Origin of the sequence: Chryseobacterium sp. Leaf180 (assembly GCF_001424585.1) — a bacterium.
In the GTDB taxonomy this organism is placed as follows: domain Bacteria; phylum Bacteroidota; class Bacteroidia; order Flavobacteriales; family Weeksellaceae; genus Chryseobacterium.
The window spans coordinates 1-18,485 of record NZ_LMPJ01000011.1 but is presented as its reverse complement, the minus strand read 5'-3'; the positions used below and the strand labels follow the sequence as shown (position 1 = coordinate 18,485).

The 18,485-nt window shown below is 38.7% G+C and carries 16 protein-coding genes and 4 pseudogenes; 14 read left to right on the top strand and 6 right to left on the bottom strand.

The window, feature by feature from the left end; all coding sequences use genetic code 11:
* Window positions 1-52: 52 nt before the first annotated feature.
* From ASG01_RS13040 to ASG01_RS13020, 6 genes and pseudogenes are all read left to right on the top strand, one after another.
* A pseudogene (locus ASG01_RS13040) lies at window positions 53-289 on the top strand (GDP-mannose 4,6-dehydratase); the annotation flags it as partial.
* A gap of 12 nt (window positions 290-301) precedes the next feature.
* Window positions 302-502 (top strand): annotated as a pseudogene (locus ASG01_RS15770) (GDP-mannose 4,6-dehydratase); the annotation flags it as partial.
* A gap of 74 nt (window positions 503-576) precedes the next feature.
* Window positions 577-1,179, top strand: a complete 603-nt coding sequence (locus ASG01_RS13035) for a sugar transferase (protein ID WP_055864383.1) — start codon at window positions 577-579, stop codon at window positions 1,177-1,179.
* Between the two features lie 2 nt (window positions 1,180-1,181).
* Window positions 1,182-2,180: a glycosyltransferase gene (locus ASG01_RS13030; RefSeq protein ID WP_055864380.1), complete on the top strand. Its 999-nt coding sequence runs from the start codon at window positions 1,182-1,184 to the stop codon at window positions 2,178-2,180.
* Window positions 2,180-3,148 carry an ATP-grasp domain-containing protein gene (locus ASG01_RS13025; RefSeq protein WP_055864377.1) on the top strand — a complete coding sequence of 323 codons (969 nt, stop codon included), beginning with the start codon at window positions 2,180-2,182 and terminating at the stop codon, window positions 3,146-3,148. Before ASG01_RS13030 ends, ASG01_RS13025 begins: the two co-directional genes overlap by 1 nt.
* Window positions 3,138-3,779 carry an HAD family hydrolase gene (locus tag ASG01_RS13020; RefSeq protein ID WP_055864374.1) on the top strand — a complete coding sequence of 214 codons (642 nt, stop codon included), beginning with the start codon at window positions 3,138-3,140 and terminating at the stop codon, window positions 3,777-3,779. Before ASG01_RS13025 ends, ASG01_RS13020 begins: the two co-directional genes overlap by 11 nt.
* A 345-nt stretch (window positions 3,780-4,124) precedes the next feature.
* Here the strand turns inward: ASG01_RS13020 and ASG01_RS15765 are convergent.
* Window positions 4,125-4,818, bottom strand: a pseudogene (locus ASG01_RS15765) (RteC domain-containing protein).
* 1,533 nt (window positions 4,819-6,351) lie between these two features.
* Here ASG01_RS15765 and ASG01_RS12995 point away from each other — a divergent pair.
* From ASG01_RS12995 to ASG01_RS12985, 3 genes are all read left to right on the top strand, one after another.
* Window positions 6,352-6,987 (top strand): DUF3575 domain-containing protein, encoded by a 636-nt coding sequence (locus ASG01_RS12995; RefSeq protein WP_055864361.1) that lies wholly within the window; start codon window positions 6,352-6,354, stop codon window positions 6,985-6,987.
* 98 nt (window positions 6,988-7,085) lie between these two features.
* Window positions 7,086-8,234 (top strand): aminotransferase class I/II-fold pyridoxal phosphate-dependent enzyme, encoded by a 1,149-nt coding sequence (locus ASG01_RS12990; RefSeq protein ID WP_055864359.1) that lies wholly within the window; start codon window positions 7,086-7,088, stop codon window positions 8,232-8,234.
* 625 nt (window positions 8,235-8,859) lie between these two features.
* Window positions 8,860-9,468 (top strand): DUF4142 domain-containing protein, encoded by a 609-nt coding sequence (locus ASG01_RS12985; RefSeq protein WP_055864356.1) that lies wholly within the window; start codon window positions 8,860-8,862, stop codon window positions 9,466-9,468.
* A gap of 58 nt (window positions 9,469-9,526) precedes the next feature.
* Here ASG01_RS12985 and ASG01_RS12980 read toward each other — a convergent pair whose 3' ends face one another.
* Complete coding sequence (locus ASG01_RS12980; RefSeq protein WP_131725374.1) at window positions 9,527-10,147, bottom strand: hypothetical protein; 621 nt, start codon at window positions 10,145-10,147, stop codon at window positions 9,527-9,529.
* A gap of 661 nt (window positions 10,148-10,808) precedes the next feature.
* On the opposite strand from ASG01_RS12980, the pseudogene ASG01_RS12975 reads away from it, so the two are divergent.
* The 4 genes and pseudogenes from ASG01_RS12975 to ASG01_RS12960 all read left to right on the top strand — a co-directional run.
* Window positions 10,809-11,321, top strand: a pseudogene (locus ASG01_RS12975) (succinate dehydrogenase/fumarate reductase iron-sulfur subunit); the annotation flags it as partial.
* Between the two features lie 166 nt (window positions 11,322-11,487).
* Entirely contained in the window at window positions 11,488-12,087 is a 600-nt protein-coding gene (locus ASG01_RS12970) for a Crp/Fnr family transcriptional regulator (protein WP_055864351.1), read from the top strand.
* Window positions 12,088-12,280: 193 nt separating this feature from the next.
* Window positions 12,281-12,544 carry a SemiSWEET family transporter gene (locus tag ASG01_RS12965; protein ID WP_055864346.1) on the top strand — a complete coding sequence of 88 codons (264 nt, stop codon included), beginning with the start codon at window positions 12,281-12,283 and terminating at the stop codon, window positions 12,542-12,544.
* Window positions 12,545-12,895: 351 nt separating this feature from the next.
* Entirely contained in the window at window positions 12,896-13,600 is a 705-nt protein-coding gene (locus tag ASG01_RS12960; protein ID WP_055864343.1) for a phosphatase PAP2 family protein, read from the top strand.
* Here the strand turns inward: ASG01_RS12960 and xth are convergent, their stop codons facing one another.
* Both xth and ASG01_RS12950 read right to left on the bottom strand, forming a co-directional pair.
* On the bottom strand, window positions 13,601-14,377 hold the full coding sequence (gene xth, locus ASG01_RS12955) for an exodeoxyribonuclease III (RefSeq protein ID WP_055864341.1): 777 nt from the start codon (window positions 14,375-14,377) through the stop codon (window positions 13,601-13,603).
* A gap of 5 nt (window positions 14,378-14,382) precedes the next feature.
* The gene (locus tag ASG01_RS12950; RefSeq protein WP_055864337.1) at window positions 14,383-15,861 is read right to left on the bottom strand and encodes a cryptochrome/photolyase family protein; all 1,479 of its coding nucleotides are present in this window, start codon (window positions 15,859-15,861) and stop codon (window positions 14,383-14,385) included.
* A gap of 129 nt (window positions 15,862-15,990) precedes the next feature.
* Here ASG01_RS12950 and ASG01_RS12945 point away from each other — a divergent pair, with 129 nt between their 5' ends.
* Window positions 15,991-16,758 (top strand): hypothetical protein, encoded by a 768-nt coding sequence (locus tag ASG01_RS12945; protein ID WP_055864334.1) that lies wholly within the window; start codon window positions 15,991-15,993, stop codon window positions 16,756-16,758.
* Here the strand turns inward: ASG01_RS12945 and ASG01_RS16255 are convergent.
* Both ASG01_RS16255 and deoD read right to left on the bottom strand, forming a co-directional pair.
* Window positions 16,749-17,252, bottom strand: a complete 504-nt coding sequence (locus ASG01_RS16255) for a hypothetical protein (RefSeq protein ID WP_131725373.1) — start codon at window positions 17,250-17,252, stop codon at window positions 16,749-16,751. The genes ASG01_RS12945 and ASG01_RS16255 overlap by 10 nt on opposite strands.
* 70 nt (window positions 17,253-17,322) lie before the next feature.
* The gene (gene deoD, locus ASG01_RS12935) at window positions 17,323-18,042 is read right to left on the bottom strand and encodes a purine-nucleoside phosphorylase (RefSeq protein ID WP_055864327.1); all 720 of its coding nucleotides are present in this window, start codon (window positions 18,040-18,042) and stop codon (window positions 17,323-17,325) included.
* Window positions 18,043-18,485 lie beyond the last annotated feature (443 nt).

Below are 18,485 nucleotides of genomic sequence, written 5' to 3'. Positions count from 1 at the left end.
TTTTTAAAGAATTTTAAAACTGCCAAAAGCCGGCGGCCATTAGCATAAAACAATGAAAAATATCATCATCACAGGCGGCGCAGGATTTATCGGATCTCATGTGGTTCGGGAATTTGTAAAAAATCATCCTGAAATGACCATCATCAATCTCGATGCGCTGACGTATGCCGGAAATCTTGAAAATTTAAAAGATATTGAAAACGAACCGAATTACGTTTTCGAAAAAGCCGACATCACGAAGCCTGAAGAACTGAGACAAGTTTTCGAAAAATACAGTCCGGATGCGGTANATTACGAGTGAAATCTCGATGCGCTGACGTATGCCGGAAATCTTGAAAATTTAAAAGATATTGAAAACGAACCGAATTACGTTTTCGAAAAAGCCGACATCACGAAGCCTGAAGAACTGAGACAAGTTTTCGAAAAATACAGTCCGGATGCGGTAATTCACCTTGCGGCAGAAAGACATTGCGACGTAAGCATCACTGAAGAAAAACTCTTTGAAACTGCTGCCAAATACGGGAAAAGCGGGTATGGGGAGTATCTGAAGCATTTAATTGAAAAAGGGTTTTATTAATGTATAGAAAATATTTAAAAAGAGGAATAGACTTCTTTGTTGCCTTTATGGGACTGATATTCTTGAGTCCTGTGTTTCTTTTTGTCACTGTAGGATTATACTTTGCCAACAAAGGGAAGCCATTCTTTTTTCAGGCCCGTCCTGGATTAAATGAAAAAATCTTTAAAATTATTAAGTTCAAAACGATGAACGATCGCAAAGACAGCCATGGAATTTTGCTGCCGGATGCAGACCGTCTTACAACCATAGGAGCTTTTGTCAGGAAAACGTCTTTAGATGAAATTCCACAGTTGATTAATGTGCTGAAAGGCGATATGTCTTTAATTGGCCCTCGTCCATTATTGCCCCAATATCTACTGTTGTATGACTATAAACAGAAGCGTCGTCATGAAGTTCGACCTGGTATTACAGGCTGGGCCCAAGTAAATGGAAGAAATGCAATCTCTTGGCAAAAAAAATTTGAATTAGATATTTGGTACATTGATAATCTGACGTTCCAAAATGATTTAGATATTTTTTACAAAACTATAAAGAAGACTATACGTCGAGAAGGAATTTCTCAAAGCGACAATATAACTATGGAAATATTTAAAGGAAATTAATAATGAATACAAAATTATCAATTATTTTACCAGTCTACAATGTCGAGAAATATCTTGAAGAATGTATTGATTCTTTAATAGCGCAAAATCTAAATATAGGAAAATATGAAATAATTCTGGTAAATGATGGTTCTACGGATACTAGCGAAAAAATAGGTAATCAGCTATGCAGTCAATATTCAAATATATTCATGGTAACACAGCCTAATAAAGGACTTAGTGCTGCTCGAAATACAGGTATAGAAGCGTCAAAAGGCGAATTTATCTATTTCATAGATTCCGATGATCTATTAAGAAAAAATATTCTTGGTAATATATTAGATGAAATAGAAAAAGAGAACTTAGATTTTTATGGTTTTCAATCTATTAGATGTTCTTCACGAGAGTTTTCTCACATCATAAATTCTGAGTCAAGTATTTTAATAAAAGGTGATGGCTTGAAATTATTAAGTGATTATAATTATAATAATGGTGTGTGGTGGTACATTTTTAAAAGAACTGCACTAAATGGATTACGATTTGCGGAAGGGAGATATTGTGAAGATGGGATATTTACAACAGAACTTTTGATGAATATTAAAAATGGTAAAGTTGTTAGTGATATAAATTATATTTATTATTATAATCCTGTATCCATTGTAAATAGTCGTAATATTGATAAAAACGAAAAAATTATAAATGATATGTTTTTTGTTATAAAGTATTTTGATACTTTAATAAAAAAGACAGACGCTACACATCCTGATTTAGTCAACAGATTACGCGAAAGGCAGGAGTCATATCTCTATTTCGCAATAATTAGACATCTTAAAATAGGTTCTAAATACAATGAATTATTACAAAAAATTAGATCGCTTGAATTTAAAAACTATAGCGTATATCCGATAAATATGTTTAAAGGCTATAATCTTAAGGATAAAGTATTATTAACTTGTCTTAATAAAAAACTTTTGCTTCGAATGATTCTAATAATTAATAAGAAAGTAAATATTATAAAATAATGTATAATATTCTGATCACATCAGCAGGTCAACGAGTTTCTCTTGTAAGAGCTTTTCAAAAAGAATTAAAAAATTTTCATCAGGCGAGCAAGGTCTATACCGTCGATCTGAATCCGATGCTTTCACCAGCCTGCCAGATTTCAGATGGTTCTCGTTCTGTCAAAAAAGTCACGGATGAGAATTATATACAGGAACTATTAAAAATCTGTCAGAATCTACAAATTAGCCTGATTATTCCTACGATTGATACAGAATTATTGGTATTGGCTGAAAACAGAGATTTATTTTTAGCTAATAATATCATCCCTGTTGTATCTGATAAATATTTTGTCTCGATATGCCGCGACAAAAGGCAGATGAATAAATTCTTTCAGAAATACTATGTCGATATTCCGAAGTCGGTAGACAAGAATACTCCTACATTTCCTCTCTTTATAAAACCATATGACGGTTCATTAAGCAAAGATATATTCCTCATCAATAATAAATCAGATCTGACAGACTACCATTTGTCTAATCCCAAATTCATGTTCATGGAATATATTGACCATACGATACATGACGAATACACCGTAGACACTTATTACGATAAAAATGGAGTTTTGAAGTGTGCAGTTCCGAGAAAAAGAATGGTTGTGAGAGCTGGAGAAATTAATAAAGGAGTGACACATAAAAACGAAATCGTTTCATATATTCAGGATAAAATTCCATTTATAGAAGGGGCTCGGGGATGTTTGACGATGCAGTTTTTCTTCAATAGAGATAGTAAAAGAATTATAGGAATCGAAATAAATCCAAGATTTGGAGGTGGGTACCCCTTAAGTTATTTGGCAGGAGCGAACTATCCTAAATTTATCATACAGGAATATATTCAGAATAATGATATTTCTTTTTTTTCTGACTGGGAAGAAAATCTTCTAATGTTACGGTATGATGATGAGATTTTAGTCAGAAATTATGAAGGGTAAATACGTTATTTTTGATCTTGATGATACATTAATCTATGAGATTGAGTACCTGAAATCTGCTTATGCAGAGATCGCCAGAATAATATCACCACAAAATTATAACGATATATATTCGAAAATGTTGCTCAGTTATGATTCACGGGCCGATGTATTTGGCATGTTAACTAAGGAATTTACCGGATATTCAGTAGATGATTTTCTGTATATTTACAGAAACCATCTACCAACATTACAGCTGAACAGTGGGGCGTTAGAGGTTATAGAATATTGTAAAATCAAAAAATATCATTTAGGTTTAATTACCGATGGTAGGTCAGTGACACAAAGAAATAAATTAAAGGCTCTTTCACTGGATAATGTTTTTGAAAACGTCGTAATATCTGAAGAATTCGGTTCTGCAAAACCGGATATTAAGAATTTCCAGTCATTTATTAATTCGGATATTCTGGAATACATCTACATTGCTGATAATACAAAAAAAGATTTCATTACACCAAGAGCATTAGGTTGGAAGACAATTTGCCTTTTGGATAGAGGTTATAATATACATAAACAGGATTTAAATCTACCTGCTGAATTTTTGCCTGATAATTACATTCATGATTTGCATGAACTGCTTACGATGATCTGATAATGTGTAGATATTGTCGTTTTGGCGAAAAATGTTTTACTTATATTCATAGTCTTTTATATTATATAATGTCAAGAATCAGATAGTTGCTTAACAGATCAGAATGCAAACTGTTATTCAAAGTTTAAGATCAATATGGAAAGATTATCGGAAATAAATCTAATACGAAAACATAAAACTTTTTTCTTTTGGTCAGCTTAATTGAGTTATTTCTGGGATGATTTAAGATAGTAACTCGTTTTTTTCCTGCAGTAAACAAACAAATACTGATAATGTCGCATCTAATTTGGCTCTGATCCTAAAAAAAAATTTTGGATATAAAGTAAAGAGTAATGAAAGTGTTGGTTATAATTGCCGGTACGCATCACCGTCATCAAAATGGCGTTCCAGCGTTTCTTGCAACGACTGTAGAAATTTAGTCCGGTTCATTTTTCGGGCTTTGACTTCCGTTAGTACTTTATGAAAATTTTCGAGATCCACGCTGCACAGTTTCTCAAAACTGCGGATAATTTCTACAAGTTCGATATGACCGTCATTAAAACATCTCGTCGTATGAAGTCCGTAAATCAGCTCCACCAGCGACGCTTTGCTGGCAGTCCAGCGGAGATTTGATTTGGGTACCTCAACAATGGCGTTGGGATTTTCAATCTGCACCAGCTTTAGCGTAATATAATTTTCCAGCTTCTGATGGGCCAGGAAGCGGGCAATAAGGTAATCGGCGGCCGTGCTGAAGCGGGCATCAAAATCGTGGGTCATGCTGCCACACGAAATTTTCAGGTCGGAAACATGGCGGACGAAGTACTTCGTATCGATGGAAAGATTCACGGCGGTAGTACACAAATACCTCCTGATGCCTTTGGGAATGACTGATAATTTTCTCCAAGGCATCTTCGTACATCACCTTCAAAGCCTTACAGCCATCCACGGGTTTTTTGGATTCCAGCAGGAGGAGCTCCGAATAATAGATCCACTCGGAGGTGAACAGCGGTTTGATATGTTTGAAAAAATAAATTTCTTCGTCAACAGAATCAAAAGTCATCTCCACAACATCCGATTTCAACATGATGATGACCTCATTTATTTTTTTGAGTACAGTTTCTCAGGTCTCTAAGAATGCCTTTCCGTAGTTCTGAATCTCTGCAATATCGGCTAAGAGCTGGCGGTGACGGTCATATAACCCATCAAAAAAAGAAGAAGATTTCAAGGCATTAATTTTTATATGAAATTAAAAAATATCATCATATTTACAAACAAAGTGAAATATTTTTTTAAAATTTCCTTTTGACGAGGATTTAATACGATAATATTAATTTTTTTAGTACTACTGCTGTTGTTTTTATTATAATTATTTTCACGTGAATTCCCATTACATCTAATGGTGATATAATATAATACATAATTCCGTAGACAAATGACTTGTATTGCTTTAAAAACAGTACAAATCAAACGGTTCTTAAAATCCTCCACCCCCAACAAAACTTTTGATACGCTCCACTCCTTCGCGAATTTGCAGTAACAGCAGATAACAATCTTTTAAAAGACCACAGTAAAAAATGACTTCGGAGTTATTGGCGTGAAGAAAAATGAATAAAACATCCGTAATCATGCGCGCATGATTAAACATTTCCTTGTTTAAGCGCAGCTAATCTTTAGTTCGACGACTGTAAGGAGTCAAACCTAGCGTACCGGTTCGCCGACTTTTAAGGAGTCACACCTAACGAAGTGGTTCGACGACTGTAAGGAGTCAAACCTAACGAAGTGGTTCGACGACCGTAAGGGAGTCAATTTGGAAATTTTAGATTGTAATCAGCATATTTAGCCAATAAATCCAGGTCTTGGACTTTTGATTCTTTTGTTTCAAGACAAACCCAACGAAGTGGTTCGACGACTGCAAGGAGTCACACCTCGGAGAGGTTCACTGATTCAAAAAGAAACAATAAAAGATGGAAGTAAAAGAAGAAATAAAAAGAAGAAATAAAATAAATTATTGTATCTTCTCGATACACTTCACTTCGTCCCGCACTTGAAGTGACAGTCACACCACCATCTTTTAAAAACAAATTTAAATTGACTTCGGAGTTATTGGCGTAAAGAAAAATGAATAAAACATCCGTAATCATGCGCGCATGATTAAACATTTCCTTGTTTGAACATGCGGCGGGAAAGAAGTGGCGTGAAACCTAGCGTAGCGGTTCGACGACTTTTAAGGAGTCACACCTAACGAAGTGGTTCGACGACTGCAGGGAGTTACACCTCGGAGAGGTTCAATGATTCAAAAAACTAAATATCAAAACAGAATTAAAATGAACGATTAAAAAAAAGCATAGCGCTGTGGTTCGACGACCGTAAGGAGTCAATTTTAAACTTTTTGCAGGGATTCAATTTGTAGCATAAAAGTTTTCAGGTCTTGATCTTTTGGTTCGTTTTGCATCAAGGCAAAATGAACATTAATAAAACCATATTATCATTTTAGCCAATAAATCCAAGTCTTGATCTTTTGGTTCGTTTTGCATCAAGGCAAAATGAACAATAAGAAATTAAGAATAACTACTTTTACACCACAAATACAAAAATGTACAAAACACTTTTACTCACAGCCATCACCTTCAGCGGCATAGCAACAGCTCAAACCCGGATTAAAGCAAACGCAGTATTCCTGCCGGTAGGCATGCTCAACATGGCAGTGGAAAAACCGGTGTCTCCAAAAATCAGCATTCAGGGCGAAGCCTTTATATCACCATGGAAATCTTTTGACGGCAAACATCTTGAAGTCGGCATGGGTACGGTTGAAGGGCGGTATTATTTCCGGGAAATGATGAAAGGCTGGTTCGTCGGGGTGTATGCATCAGCGGCGGCCTTCAACCTGCAGAAATGGAATTACCTCAATGCCATAACCGTAACCGACGAATTTGGCAACCCTGAATTGAGGGCAGACGGCTCGGTACGCGTAACCGAACTGTATCAGAAAGGCTATGCGTTTATCGCGGGTATCAGCGGTGGCTATCACATTACTTTTTCAGAGAAATGGGGAATGGATGTTTTTGCGGGGATAGGGACGGTACAGTCGGTATACAAAGGATATTATAAAGACAATGACCAACGCTATGATAAAGCAGATCAGTTCAATAAGAGCGGAGAATTCCTGCCGACAAGGGGCGGCTTGATGATCACCTATACGTTGGCAAAGGCTGATAAGGTCAGTAATTAAAGAGAACATGGTGAAACTTCGTTTTAGTAGAATTATTGCGGCAACCGGTTGAATGTATCGGTTTTAAAGTTTAAATTTGCAGCGATTAAAAAATACTTATGCAGGATAAAATTTGGCTTTCATCTCCCCACATGGGTGGTAACGAACAGAAATACGTAAACGAAGCGTTTGATGCGAATTGGGTAGCACCTTTGGGTCCGAATGTGGACGGATTTGAAAGAGATCTCGCCGCCTATCTGGAGGCGCCGGTTGAGGTAGCGGCATTATCAGCCGGAACCGCAGCATTGCATTTGGCACTGATCGAATGCGGGGTGAAATATGGTGATGAGGTGATCTGCCAGTCAATGACTTTCTCTGCTTCTGCAAATCCGATCGCCTATTGCGGTGCCACACCTGTATTTATTGATTCTGAAAATGAAACCTGGAATATGTGTCCGGTCGCTTTAAAGGAAGCGATTGAATACCGCAGGGCAAAAGGTAAAACGCCGAAAGCGATTATCGTGGTGCACCTTTACGGGATGCCGGCGAAGATGGATGAAATTTTAAATATTGCTGATCAATACAGCATTCCGGTCATTGAAGATGCAGCCGAAGCATTGGGTTCAAAATATAAAGGCCGTGCGTGCGGTACATTCGGACGTTTCGGAATTCTTTCTTTTAACGGAAATAAAATCATCACGACTTCTGGTGGTGGGGCATTGGTGTGTCATTCAAAAGAAGATAAAGACAAAGCGGTTTTTCTTTCCACACAGGCGCGTGACAATGCGCCGCACTATCAGCATTCCCAAATCGGCTACAACTACCGCATGAGCAATATCGTCGCGGGAATCGGGCGCGGACAGATGGAAGTGCTGCAGGATCGCGTGGAGGCGAGACGTAAGATGCATGATTTTTATGTGGAATTATTTGAAAAAACGGCTGGAGTAGTAGTATTTACCGAACCTTCATCGGAGTACTTTTCAAACCACTGGCTTTCGGCTGTTACCATAGATCCGGATGTGGCTGGACTGACACGTGAAGATCTTCGCCTGGCGATGCAGGAGGAGAATATCGAATCACGGCCGTTGTGGAAGCCGATGCACCTGCAGCCGGTTTTTGCAGATGCTCCGTATTACGGAACCGGTGTTTCAGAAAAACTGTTCGATAACGGATTGTGCCTGCCTTCAGGTTCAAACCTTACAGATAACGACCGCGAAAGAATCGCTTCAGTAATTAACAAAGTATTTTCAAAACAGCAATCTGTGTAATCACACAAAATTATTAATTGCTTTAAACAACACTAAACCGCCCTCAAAGCGGTTTTTTTATTTAAATATTCAACGAACAACCTTAAATGCTTTTACAGATCATCATCCATCATTCATTATTAATAACTAATCATTAATCATTAATTCTTTAATTAGTTTCAAGTCAGTCATAATCATTCATCATTAATAACTAACCATTAACAACTAATCCTTTAATTAGTTTCCAGTCAGTCATAATCATTCATCATTAATAACTAACCATTAATCATTAACCATTAATTCTTTAATTAGCTTCAAGTCAGTCATAATCATTCATCAATAATAACTAACCATTAATCATTAACCATTAATTCTTTAATTAGCTTCAAGTCAGTCATAATCATTCATCATTAATAAATAACCATTAACCATTAACCATTAACCCTTGACTTAATTCAAGTCAGTCATAATCATTCATCATTAATAACTAACCATTAACCATTAATCATTCATCATTAACCATTAATCATTAATATTTGCTTCTGTGGTACCACCCATTGATTTCCAATACCTTAAAATCACTTTGGCAACAAAATTGATGCGCTTCTCGCAGTATATAAAAATTTACCAAAACAAATTACGTATTATGAAAAATTCAATTGTAGCCATCCTGGCAATCGCCTCAATGGTAGCGTGTAAAAAAACAGAGACCACAACGACAGAAACATCAACCGACACGACGGCAATGGCTGCTCCGGCGGACAATGCAATGACGACCGACACCACGAGCACAGCAATGACAAACGGCGAAATGGGTGACCTGAGCGCACAGGACAAAATGTTTGTTGACGCTGCAGCCAAAGGAGGAATGATGGAAGTGATGATGGGCAAACTGGCAGCGACAAACGCAAGCAGCGCATCAGTAAAATCTTTGGGATCAATGATCGAAAAGGATCATACAGCAGCAAACGAAGAACTGAAAAGTTGGGCAATGACTGCAAAATACACTTTGCCAACAAGCCTGAACTCAGATCAGCAGATGATGTATGACGAACTGAAAATGAAGAAAGGAGCAGATTTTGACCGTGCGTATGTAGATATGATGGTTACCGATCATAAAAAAGACATCGCAGCTTTTGAGAAAGAAGCTTCTGAAGGTAAAGATGCATCAGTAAAAGGTTTTGCCAGCAAAACACTTCCTACATTGAAAAAACACCACATGGAAGCTGAGAAAGTAAAAGCTTCAATGAAATAATCAATAGAAAATCTATTGACATAAACTGCTCCATGGAGCAGTTTTTTTTGCTTAATATTTATTGAACTTCCACGAAAACATCGCCGTTTTCTACATTTCTTTTCATGACATTACCGTTACAGTTTTCCCAAACCATAGTGTTGTTACCGGCTACAGTAAATACAGATAAAAGATTTTGCTTTCGGTCAACATTTTCAAATTTGACATGCTCCGGAAAATTGATCAGAAAAACGCCTGTTTCTTTTGGGGTTATACCGATGCGGTATCGGAAAAGATTTTTGCCGTTGGCATCTTTCACGCCTTTCACGGTATTGATATAATAAAAACAGCTGTAAGCGTCGCTGAAGGGAGTGAGTGATGAAACAACATCAGCATGATTAAATCCGTAATTGACATTATAGGTTTGACCGGTCTTGAGTTGATGAATACTGAAATAGAAAGGGTGGTCATCTGTAGCGGCAATAGAATCACGCTCCGTAGTATCAAAATTAGAGGTGCTCACCCATGCATCGATCCAAATGGTTTCCTGTGGATGGTAAACAGTATTATTCATCTTTATAGTAATAGCGGGCTGTTTAATTTCTGCATCGGTATAATCGTCTCCACACTTGAAACAGCAGAGTACATGAAAAATGAACAGCACTTGCAGCAGTCGTACATATCTTTTAGATGTCATCATCTGTCTAGGTTTTACACAAAAATAACCGTATTTCTCATTCCTGCAATACCTCAGATTGTACAGAAGTTGGCTTTTATGACCTAAAGCATGCCTGTTCCGTTCTTAATCTCCTACCTTCCATTACCCATTACCCATTACCCATTACCCATTAACCATTAACCATTAGCCATTAACCATTAACCATTAATCATTACCCATAAATCATTACCCATTAGCCATTAACCATTACCCATTACCCATTACCCATTACCCATTAACCATTAACCATTAACCATTAACCATTAGCCATTAATCAGTAACCATTATCCATTAGCCATTAGCCATTAGCCATTAACCATTAGCCATTAGCCATTAGCCATTAACCATTAACCATTAGCCATTAGCCATTAACCATTAGCCATTAACCATTACCCATTACCCATTACCCATTACCCATTACCCATTACCCCTTAACCCTTAACAATTAATCATTAACCATTAATCATTACCCATAAATCATTACCCATTAGCCATTAACCATTAACCATTAACCATTAACCATTACCCATTAGTCATTACCCATAAATCATTACCCATTAGCCATTAGCCATTAACCATTAACCCTTACCCATTACCCATTGCCCCTTAACCCTTAACAATTAATCATTAACCATTAATCATTACCGGCGTTGCGACTTGCCAGCTGCACATGAGAATGTTCACCAACAATGAAACCATCGTCATCGAACCGTTTCGGAGCGTGGCTTTTCCCGTGATCAAAGATCTGATAACCGATCGTGGCGCTTTCGACAGGATAATGGCGGCGGGCGGTTTTATTTCGGTAAATACTTCCGGCAATACACTCGACGGAAATGCCATTCTCGTCGATAAAAATGATGCTGAAAAATCGATGGATGCCGCATCATGCATCAGCTGTGGTGCCTGCGTCGCGTCTTGCCCGAATGGTGCAGCGATGTTATTTGTCGGGGCTAAAGTTTCTCATTTTGCTCTGTTGCCGCAGGGTAGAGTGGAAGCCAAACGCAGGGTTTTGAATATGGTAAAAGCCATGGATGAGGAAGGTTTTGGCAACTGCTCAGTCAGCGGTGCCTGCGAAGTGGAATGTCCGAAACACATCTCGCTCGACAATATTGCACGCCTGAACCGGGAATACATGAAGGGATTTCTTGATGGGTAATTCTGGATAAATAATGACGGATTTTTTGTAGAGCAATTAGGGAATTATTATCATAGGAAGTCAATGTGAGTTGCAGGTCACACAGTTTTTTTTATTAGCCGGGGTGATCGTAGTCATACTGTAAAAACTTTTCTGTTGCCTATTTTCGCGTTATATTATTCTGTGAATGGTTATAGATGAAAAAGTATTGTTTTCTGAAGGGGCGGTGATGCAAAACTACCATCCCGACGAAATTATATTCAGGGAGGGTACCACAGCCAAGTATTATTACCAGATTACCGAAGGCATAGTGAAAATGACCACTGTTCTGGAGAATGGAAAAGAGTTTGTACACGGTTTTCCGTTTGAAGGTCACAGCCTGGGCGAATCATATCTTTTCAGCAGTAAAGAATACGCAGTTAATGCCATTGCAGTTTCTCAGGTGAAATTACTGAAGATAGACCGCGAAAAGCTGCATGCGATACTGCGCAAAAATCCGGAACTGTATCTTGATTTATATAAATATTCTGCAGACAGACTGCATTTCAGATACGTGGTTTCCACTTTTCTCTGCATGACAGATCCTGTTGAAAAGATTTTAATTCTTCTGAATTATATGAAAACCTTTTTTTCGGACAGCAGCGAAGAATTTACTTTTCAGGTACCGTACACACGTTCTCAGTTGGCTCTGCTAACCGGTTTGCGCGTGGAAACCGTCATCCGGACCGTAAAAAAACTCGAGAAAGCGGGAACGGTCATCATCAAAAACAAAAAAATTTATTTCTAAACTGAGTTTGACCACGCGATTGCCTCACACACTTCCGGTCCGGTAATTTGCCATCTTTCAATCTTTTATCTCAAATCTCAAATCTCCAATCTCCAGTTTCAAAATCTCTTTTCTTCAAACGGCAGACAATTTGCACCGCCCATTCACAGAACTGATTCTGCACTCCCGCAGTAAAAATTCTGTTCGGATCTTAATGGAAAACTCCAGATTTTACACGGTTTTAGGCATTGTCGCATCAGGCACAGCGATCGCAATGTACGTTTCTTACATTCCTCAGATCAGCGATAATCTCAATGGCAAACAGGGCGACTGGCTGCAGCCTTTGGTCGCGGCCGTCAATTGTACGTTGTGGGTGATTTATGGTTTTATGAAAAAGCCAAAGAAAGACTGGCCGGTCATCATGGCCAATATTCCGGGCATTGTTTTCGGACTGATCACCTTTATCACCGCCCTCTGAAAACCTGAATTATTGATCCTGATAATTTAAAATGAAAAATTTATCGTAGAACCTGTTTAAAAATTATTAAAATAGTTTGGTTATATTGATTTTTAGTGGTTTGATTAACAGAGTCTTCGACAGGCTCAGACTGATAAACCGAATACTAACCGCTCAATTTATCAGTGTCACTCTGAGCTCGTCGAAGAGTTTGTTAACCTTAATGATTTATTTGATAAAATGTAAACAAGCTCTTAATGAAATGAATAAAATTTTAATCCCGTAATTTTAATCTTTTAATTCTAAAATCTCAATTCTCCAATCTCATATCTCCAATCTCAGTCTCTGCACACTATTTGTTACAGTTTTCCGATGAGTAATAATGGTAATATTTTAGGACGCATTTCTGCATTTGTCACAGAGAAACACAGGCATCTTACCTGGTCGTTCTCTCTTTTTTTCCTGCTGGTTTTTATTTTGCTGAGCATTTTTGTGGCACAAAGTGCACCGATGAGTTTTGATCTTCTGGTCTCTTCCGAACTTCAGGAAAACCAAAACAGGATTTTAGATTTGGCCATGCGCGCAATCAGTTGGCTCGGAACTCTGTGGGTCGCAGGTACGATGGTTGCCGCGATTTCAATCTTATTCCTGATTTCAGGATATCGTCGGGAAGCTGTTTTTATGTTTTCCACGCTTCTCTCCGGTGGCTTAACGTATGTTTTAAAAATAATGGTGAACCGTCCGCGGCCGACGCAGGATTTGATAAATGTCCTCGAGCAGGCACATTACCAGAGTTTCCCAAGCGGACATGTGCTTTTCTATACTGCATTTTTCGGTTCATTAATGATCATTGCCGTGACGTCAAAAATTTTAAGTGTAAAAACCCAGGTGATCATTACGGTTTCCTGTCTTGCAATGATCGTTCTGTGCGCAGTTTCTAGAATCTATCTCGGAGCGCATTGGTTTACCGATGTCATTGCAGGATTCTGTGCAGGAACTTTATTTTTAATGATAACAGGAACGCTGTATATCAGATCTAAAAGAAAAGCTGAAAAGGCAGCGGAGAAGAAAGTGTAATTATTTCTTCTTAAGCTCAATCCACACCGGCGCATGATCGCTGCTTTTTTCCCAGCCGCGCACTTCTTTGTCAACACCCGCATTTTTTAATCTTGGCGCCAGATACGGACTCAGCAGAATGTGATCTAATCTCAGACCCGCATTTCGGTCGTAGGAATGATAGAGATAATCCCAGTAGGTGTAAAGCGTTTCTTCGGGATAAATTTTTCGTAAAGAATCGGTCCAGCCTTTCGCGGCAAGCTGCCGGAAAACTTTTCGCACATCATCGGTAAACAATGCATTCTCTTTCCATTTTTCTGGTTTGTACGCATCGGTTTCTTCCGGAATTATATTAAAATCGCCGGTCAAAACTGCCGGAAGATCCATTTTAATTAATTCCTGCGCGCGTTTCTTCAGTCTTTTCAGCCACTCAATTTTATAATCATATTTCGGTCCGGGATAAGGATTTCCGTTTGGAACATAAAAACAGCAGATCACCATCTGATCTATAATCGCTTCAAGATACCGGCTCTGGTCATCGTCCGCATCGCCCGGCAGACTGCGCTGAACTTCCGTCATCTCGTGACCTTTCGATAAAATCGCCACACCGTTCCAGCTCTTTTCACCTTTCCATAAAGCCTGATAACCGGCTTTTGCCAGTTCAGCTTCCGGAAAATTATGCTGTTGCGCCTTTAGTTCCTGCAGACAGACAATGTCAGGCTTCGCTTCTTTGAGCCATTTTAATAAAACAGCAAGCCGCCCGTTAATTCCGTTGACATTATAGGTCGCGATTTTCATAATATTTATTCTTTGCTTTCAATATAATTTTTCGCCGTTTTCAGATGTTTTTCCCGGGTATCATCGTTCATTTTTTCAAGTGTTCTTACCATCATTCCCAGTCTTGGATTCTTTTTAAAGAAATCTTGGTTGTCGTGCACAAAATTCCAGAAAAGTCCGTCCCAAAGTTCTGTCCACTCTCCGGAAGCATAATCGCTCATTTTTTTCAGATAATTGCTGCCGCTCACATACGGTTTTGTGCTCATAATGCCGCCGTCAGAATAACTGCTCATTCCGTACACATTCGGCACCATCACCCAGTCGTACGAGTCGATAAACATCGTCATAAACCAGTCGTACCGGTCATCAGGCGAAATATGGCTGAGGTTCATAAAATTGGCAAAAACCATCAGGCGTTCGATATGATGCGCATATCCGGTTTTAATAATTTTTGAAATGCAGCTGTCAATCGGCTTAATGCCGGTTTCTGCCGTGTAAAAAGAGTGGGGAAGTGGCTTTTTATGTTTCCAGAAATTCTGCCGGCGCTGAAAACTGCCTTCATAAATATATATTCCGCGGATAAACTCACGCCACCCGACGATCTGCCGCACAAATCCTTCTGTAGAATTCATCGGAATGTCATTCTTTTCGGCGTATGCAATCGCTTTTTTTAAAACAGAGTGTGGCGTCAGCAAACCGGTATTGAGTAACGGCGAAATCACGCTGTGATGCAGAAAATGCTCATGCTCTACCAGACTGTCTTCGTAAACCCCAAATTCCTGAAAACGGTTTTCAAAGAAATGCTGCAGCCACTTTTCAGCGTCTTTAAAAGTGCACGGATACAGCTGATAAGAAGTGAGTTCGCCGTAGTTTTTATCGAAGTTTTTCTCCGTGTATTTTACTGCTTCATCATAATATGTTGAGTTTTCCGGAAAATGAATGCTCGGCGCTTTTTTGCTTTTCGGATAACGCTTCCGGTTTTCGGTATCGAAAGTCCACTTGCCGCCGGCAGGTTTTTCGCCGTCCATCAGAATATCGCGGTCGGCGCGCTGCTGCTTGTAGAAGTCGGTTTGGTGATAGGTATCTTTTTCTTCAAAATATTTTTCCAGATCTTTTCGCGTGTTCAGGAAGATTTGGCTTTCACTGATTTCCGTTTCCATTTGGCCTTCGCGGAGCCGTTTTTCAAGCCAGTTATCGGTCACATCAGCATAAATAATTTTCTCGCAGCCTTCTTTTTTTAGCTTTGTTAATAACACGCGGATGTCAGATTCATCATTATGGGTTTCAATATAATGAACTTTAAAACCTTCCTCTTTCAAAAAATCTTCATAAAACTTCATAGAGGCACGGTGAAATACGATTTTCTGTTTGTGAAATTTAAACTGCATAAAATAAAGATCTTCCTCAATCAGATAAATCGGAACATCTTTTTTAAAATGGTGGATATTCTGGTAAAGCTGATGCGGAAAGACAAGCTGCGCCGCGTCCTGCGTTTTTTTTGCCATGATGTATTGCGTTGAGAACTTTTGCTACTACAAAAACGCTTCCATAACCGTGATAATTTGTGATGGATTATTTTTAAAACAAAAAAGACTGCCCCGATATTTGCATAGGAAAGTTAACATCAAATTATCATGAAAAAACTCGCAATCATCGGCTTTGGCTGGCTCGGAAGCAGAATAGCAGATATTTTAAAGGAAAAATATCAGATTTACTCGACCACAACTTCCGCAGAAAAGTGTTTAGACTTAAAAAAACAGGGTTGGAATATCGAAGTTGCTTTTTTTTCAGATGATAAAATTGATACAAGTTTGCACCAGGCTGATTTTATAAAAGATATGGATGCGGTGATGATTACCGTTCCGTTTTCTGAACGCCGGCATTCTCCGGAAGCCATGAAAAACCGTGCAGCAAATATTGCAAAGTACATCGGTGACTTTGATAAGCCAGTTTTCATGATGAGTTCTACAGGAATTTATCCTGAAATTTCGAAAATAATGACTGAAGATGAGGTTCGCTCAGAAGATTTAATCAGTGAAGGCGCTTTTAAAAACTACTTCCCTCAGATTAATATTTTACGGCTTGGCGGATTGATGGGCGACAACCGTTTGCTGAAAAATTACGGCATCAAAGATCCTGAAAATCTGGTAAATCATATTCATTACGAAGACATCGCGAAAGTTGTAGAGGTAATGATTGAAAAAAAACTGACGCATAAACTGTATAATCTGGTCGCGCCGCTACATCCGACAAAACAGGAAATCATCGATGTTCAAACCGGAAACTCGACGGATAAAAATAATAATACAGAAAAAAAGGGAAAAGAAATTTCCCCACAAAAACTGATTGACGACCTGGATTATGAATTTTTACGTCCGGATCCAAAATATTTTCACAACTGATTACCGGTCGGGAATCCGTTATTTGTATAATAATTTAAAACGTTTTCTGCTTCCTGAGGTTTCTGAGTGCCGATTAATAAATGTTTTTCGTCATTCAGTAAAAGCTGGATTCCTTTATTTCCCTTAATGTTATACGCTTTTCCACGGCCGAAAAAACCACGGATTCCCCAGCCGCCATATTCCTGCAAAGGCGCGTAGGTGCGGACATTTATTTTTTTAATACTTCTCCAGGGAAAGTATCTGAAATTAATGTGAAAAGGAAAAAAACGGGCACGAATTCCCTGTTCATCGATAATGGTTTCCAGTCGCGCAATAAAAATTAAAATCGCAATAAGTGCGAGAATGATAATTCCGAAAATAATTTCTGCCGTGGAAAAAGCCTCTGGTGTAGAAGTGAAATTCAAAACAGTAACAGTGCAGATCACAGCAAGGAGTAGCCAGAGCCACCATTGGGTAAATTTTTGAGTCTCCCGGAATATTTTTTGCGCTTCCATATCTGTTTTTAAACTGACTGTTTGTATGTTAAGTTGCAAAAATCAAACCCTATTCCTTAAACCTTAATTCTTATTTTAAATCCAGCGCTTTTATTCCTGCTTCCAGAGCCAAAGTAATCATAGGTTTCAAAGCACGTTCGCGGTCATCAGCCGAAATAAATTCTTTGGTCGGAATAATATCTGAAACGGTAAGCAGTGTTGCAGCATTTTTCCCTAAATGTTTGGCGTTGGCATAAAGCCCGAAAGCTTCCATTTCCACAGCCGGACAGTTATTCTGCGTGGCAATTTCAGGAACCGCGGGATCTTTTCGGTAAAAAATATCGCTGCTGTGAATGTTCACTGGCTTTGCGTGTAAAGACAGTTCTTCGGAAGTTTCATTGATCAGATCAAAAATTTTCCCCTGATGAGCGATCATTTCGTCTTCAATTCCCCACGCATATTTGGCATACGTGCTTTCGCTTGCCGCATTTTCTACATTCAGAATATCGTATAATTTCACGTCAGTCGAGTATGCGCCGCACGTTCCGATGCGGATGATGGTATCGACTTCATATTCTGTATAGAGTTCAAAAGAGTAAATTCCCATGCTTGGAAAACCCATTCCGCTCGCACCCACGCTGATTTCGCGGCCTTTGTAAATTCCTGTATAATAGAGAATACCGCGGGTCTTGCTGACAAGTTTCGGATTTTCCAGAAAATTTTCTGCGATATACTGTGCACGCAAAGGGTCGCCCGGCATCAAAATAACTTTGGCAATATCTCCTCTTTTCGCACTGATGTGAATGCTCATAAAATATTTTTTTGCAAAGATAAAGACTTTTCGCAGGTAGCAAATTAGGTAAGCTTTAATGTTAGAAGAAGTATTCTCATGAGACCTTAGATCTTATTATCGTGTTATAAAAGTTTTTCGGGCAGACACTTCCCGCTTTTAGCTGTATCTTTTGGCTTTGTCGGCTCCGCTTCGCTTCACCGCCTCGCCAAAAGGATGCCGCTTCAATCGGGGCTGCGGGACTCTTCGGAAATCGGGCAATCTGCGTTGAGAAGAGATTTTGTTTAGAAATATAAATTTTTCTTTCGGGAAGTCAGGTGTTTAGGTCTGGGATTAAAAAAACATTGTAGATAAGTTGGAATTACAGCTTAAAGATTCTTACTTTTGCCGCACTGAAAAACGGATGAGAGTTTGTTGATCAGGTAAAAGCGCAGGAGCGGTTTCCGATAGGGGGAGCTGATTAG

Bases quoted from the DNA above. Each gene is read 5' to 3' on its own strand.
- ASG01_RS12985 (WP_055864356.1), top strand. From the start codon at position 8,860: ATGAAAAATTCAATTGTAGCCATCCTGGCAATCGCCTCAATGGTAGCG.
- ASG01_RS12990 (WP_055864359.1), top strand. From the start codon at position 7,086: ATGCAGGATAAAATTTGGCTTTCATCTCCCCACATGGGTGGTAACGAA.
- ASG01_RS13035 (WP_055864383.1), top strand. From the start codon at position 577: ATGTATAGAAAATATTTAAAAAGAGGAATAGACTTCTTTGTTGCCTTT.
- ASG01_RS13025 (WP_055864377.1), top strand. From the start codon at position 2,180: ATGTATAATATTCTGATCACATCAGCAGGTCAACGAGTTTCTCTTGTA.
- ASG01_RS13030 (WP_055864380.1), top strand. From the start codon at position 1,182: ATGAATACAAAATTATCAATTATTTTACCAGTCTACAATGTCGAGAAA.
- deoD (WP_055864327.1), bottom strand. From the start codon at position 18,042: ATGAGCATTCACATCAGTGCGAAAAGAGGAGATATTGCCAAAGTTATT.
- xth (WP_055864341.1), bottom strand. From the start codon at position 14,377: ATGAAAATCGCGACCTATAATGTCAACGGAATTAACGGGCGGCTTGCT.
- ASG01_RS12980 (WP_131725374.1), bottom strand. From the start codon at position 10,147: ATGATGACATCTAAAAGATATGTACGACTGCTGCAAGTGCTGTTCATT.
- ASG01_RS12950 (WP_055864337.1), bottom strand. From the start codon at position 15,861: ATGGCAAAAAAAACGCAGGACGCGGCGCAGCTTGTCTTTCCGCATCAG.
- ASG01_RS12965 (WP_055864346.1), top strand. From the start codon at position 12,281: ATGGAAAACTCCAGATTTTACACGGTTTTAGGCATTGTCGCATCAGGC.
- ASG01_RS16255 (WP_131725373.1), bottom strand. From the start codon at position 17,252: ATGGAAGCGCAAAAAATATTCCGGGAGACTCAAAAATTTACCCAATGG.
- ASG01_RS12960 (WP_055864343.1), top strand. From the start codon at position 12,896: ATGAGTAATAATGGTAATATTTTAGGACGCATTTCTGCATTTGTCACA.
- ASG01_RS13020 (WP_055864374.1), top strand. From the start codon at position 3,138: ATGAAGGGTAAATACGTTATTTTTGATCTTGATGATACATTAATCTAT.
- ASG01_RS12970 (WP_055864351.1), top strand. From the start codon at position 11,488: ATGGTTATAGATGAAAAAGTATTGTTTTCTGAAGGGGCGGTGATGCAA.
- ASG01_RS12995 (WP_055864361.1), top strand. From the start codon at position 6,352: ATGTACAAAACACTTTTACTCACAGCCATCACCTTCAGCGGCATAGCA.
- ASG01_RS12945 (WP_055864334.1), top strand. From the start codon at position 15,991: ATGAAAAAACTCGCAATCATCGGCTTTGGCTGGCTCGGAAGCAGAATA.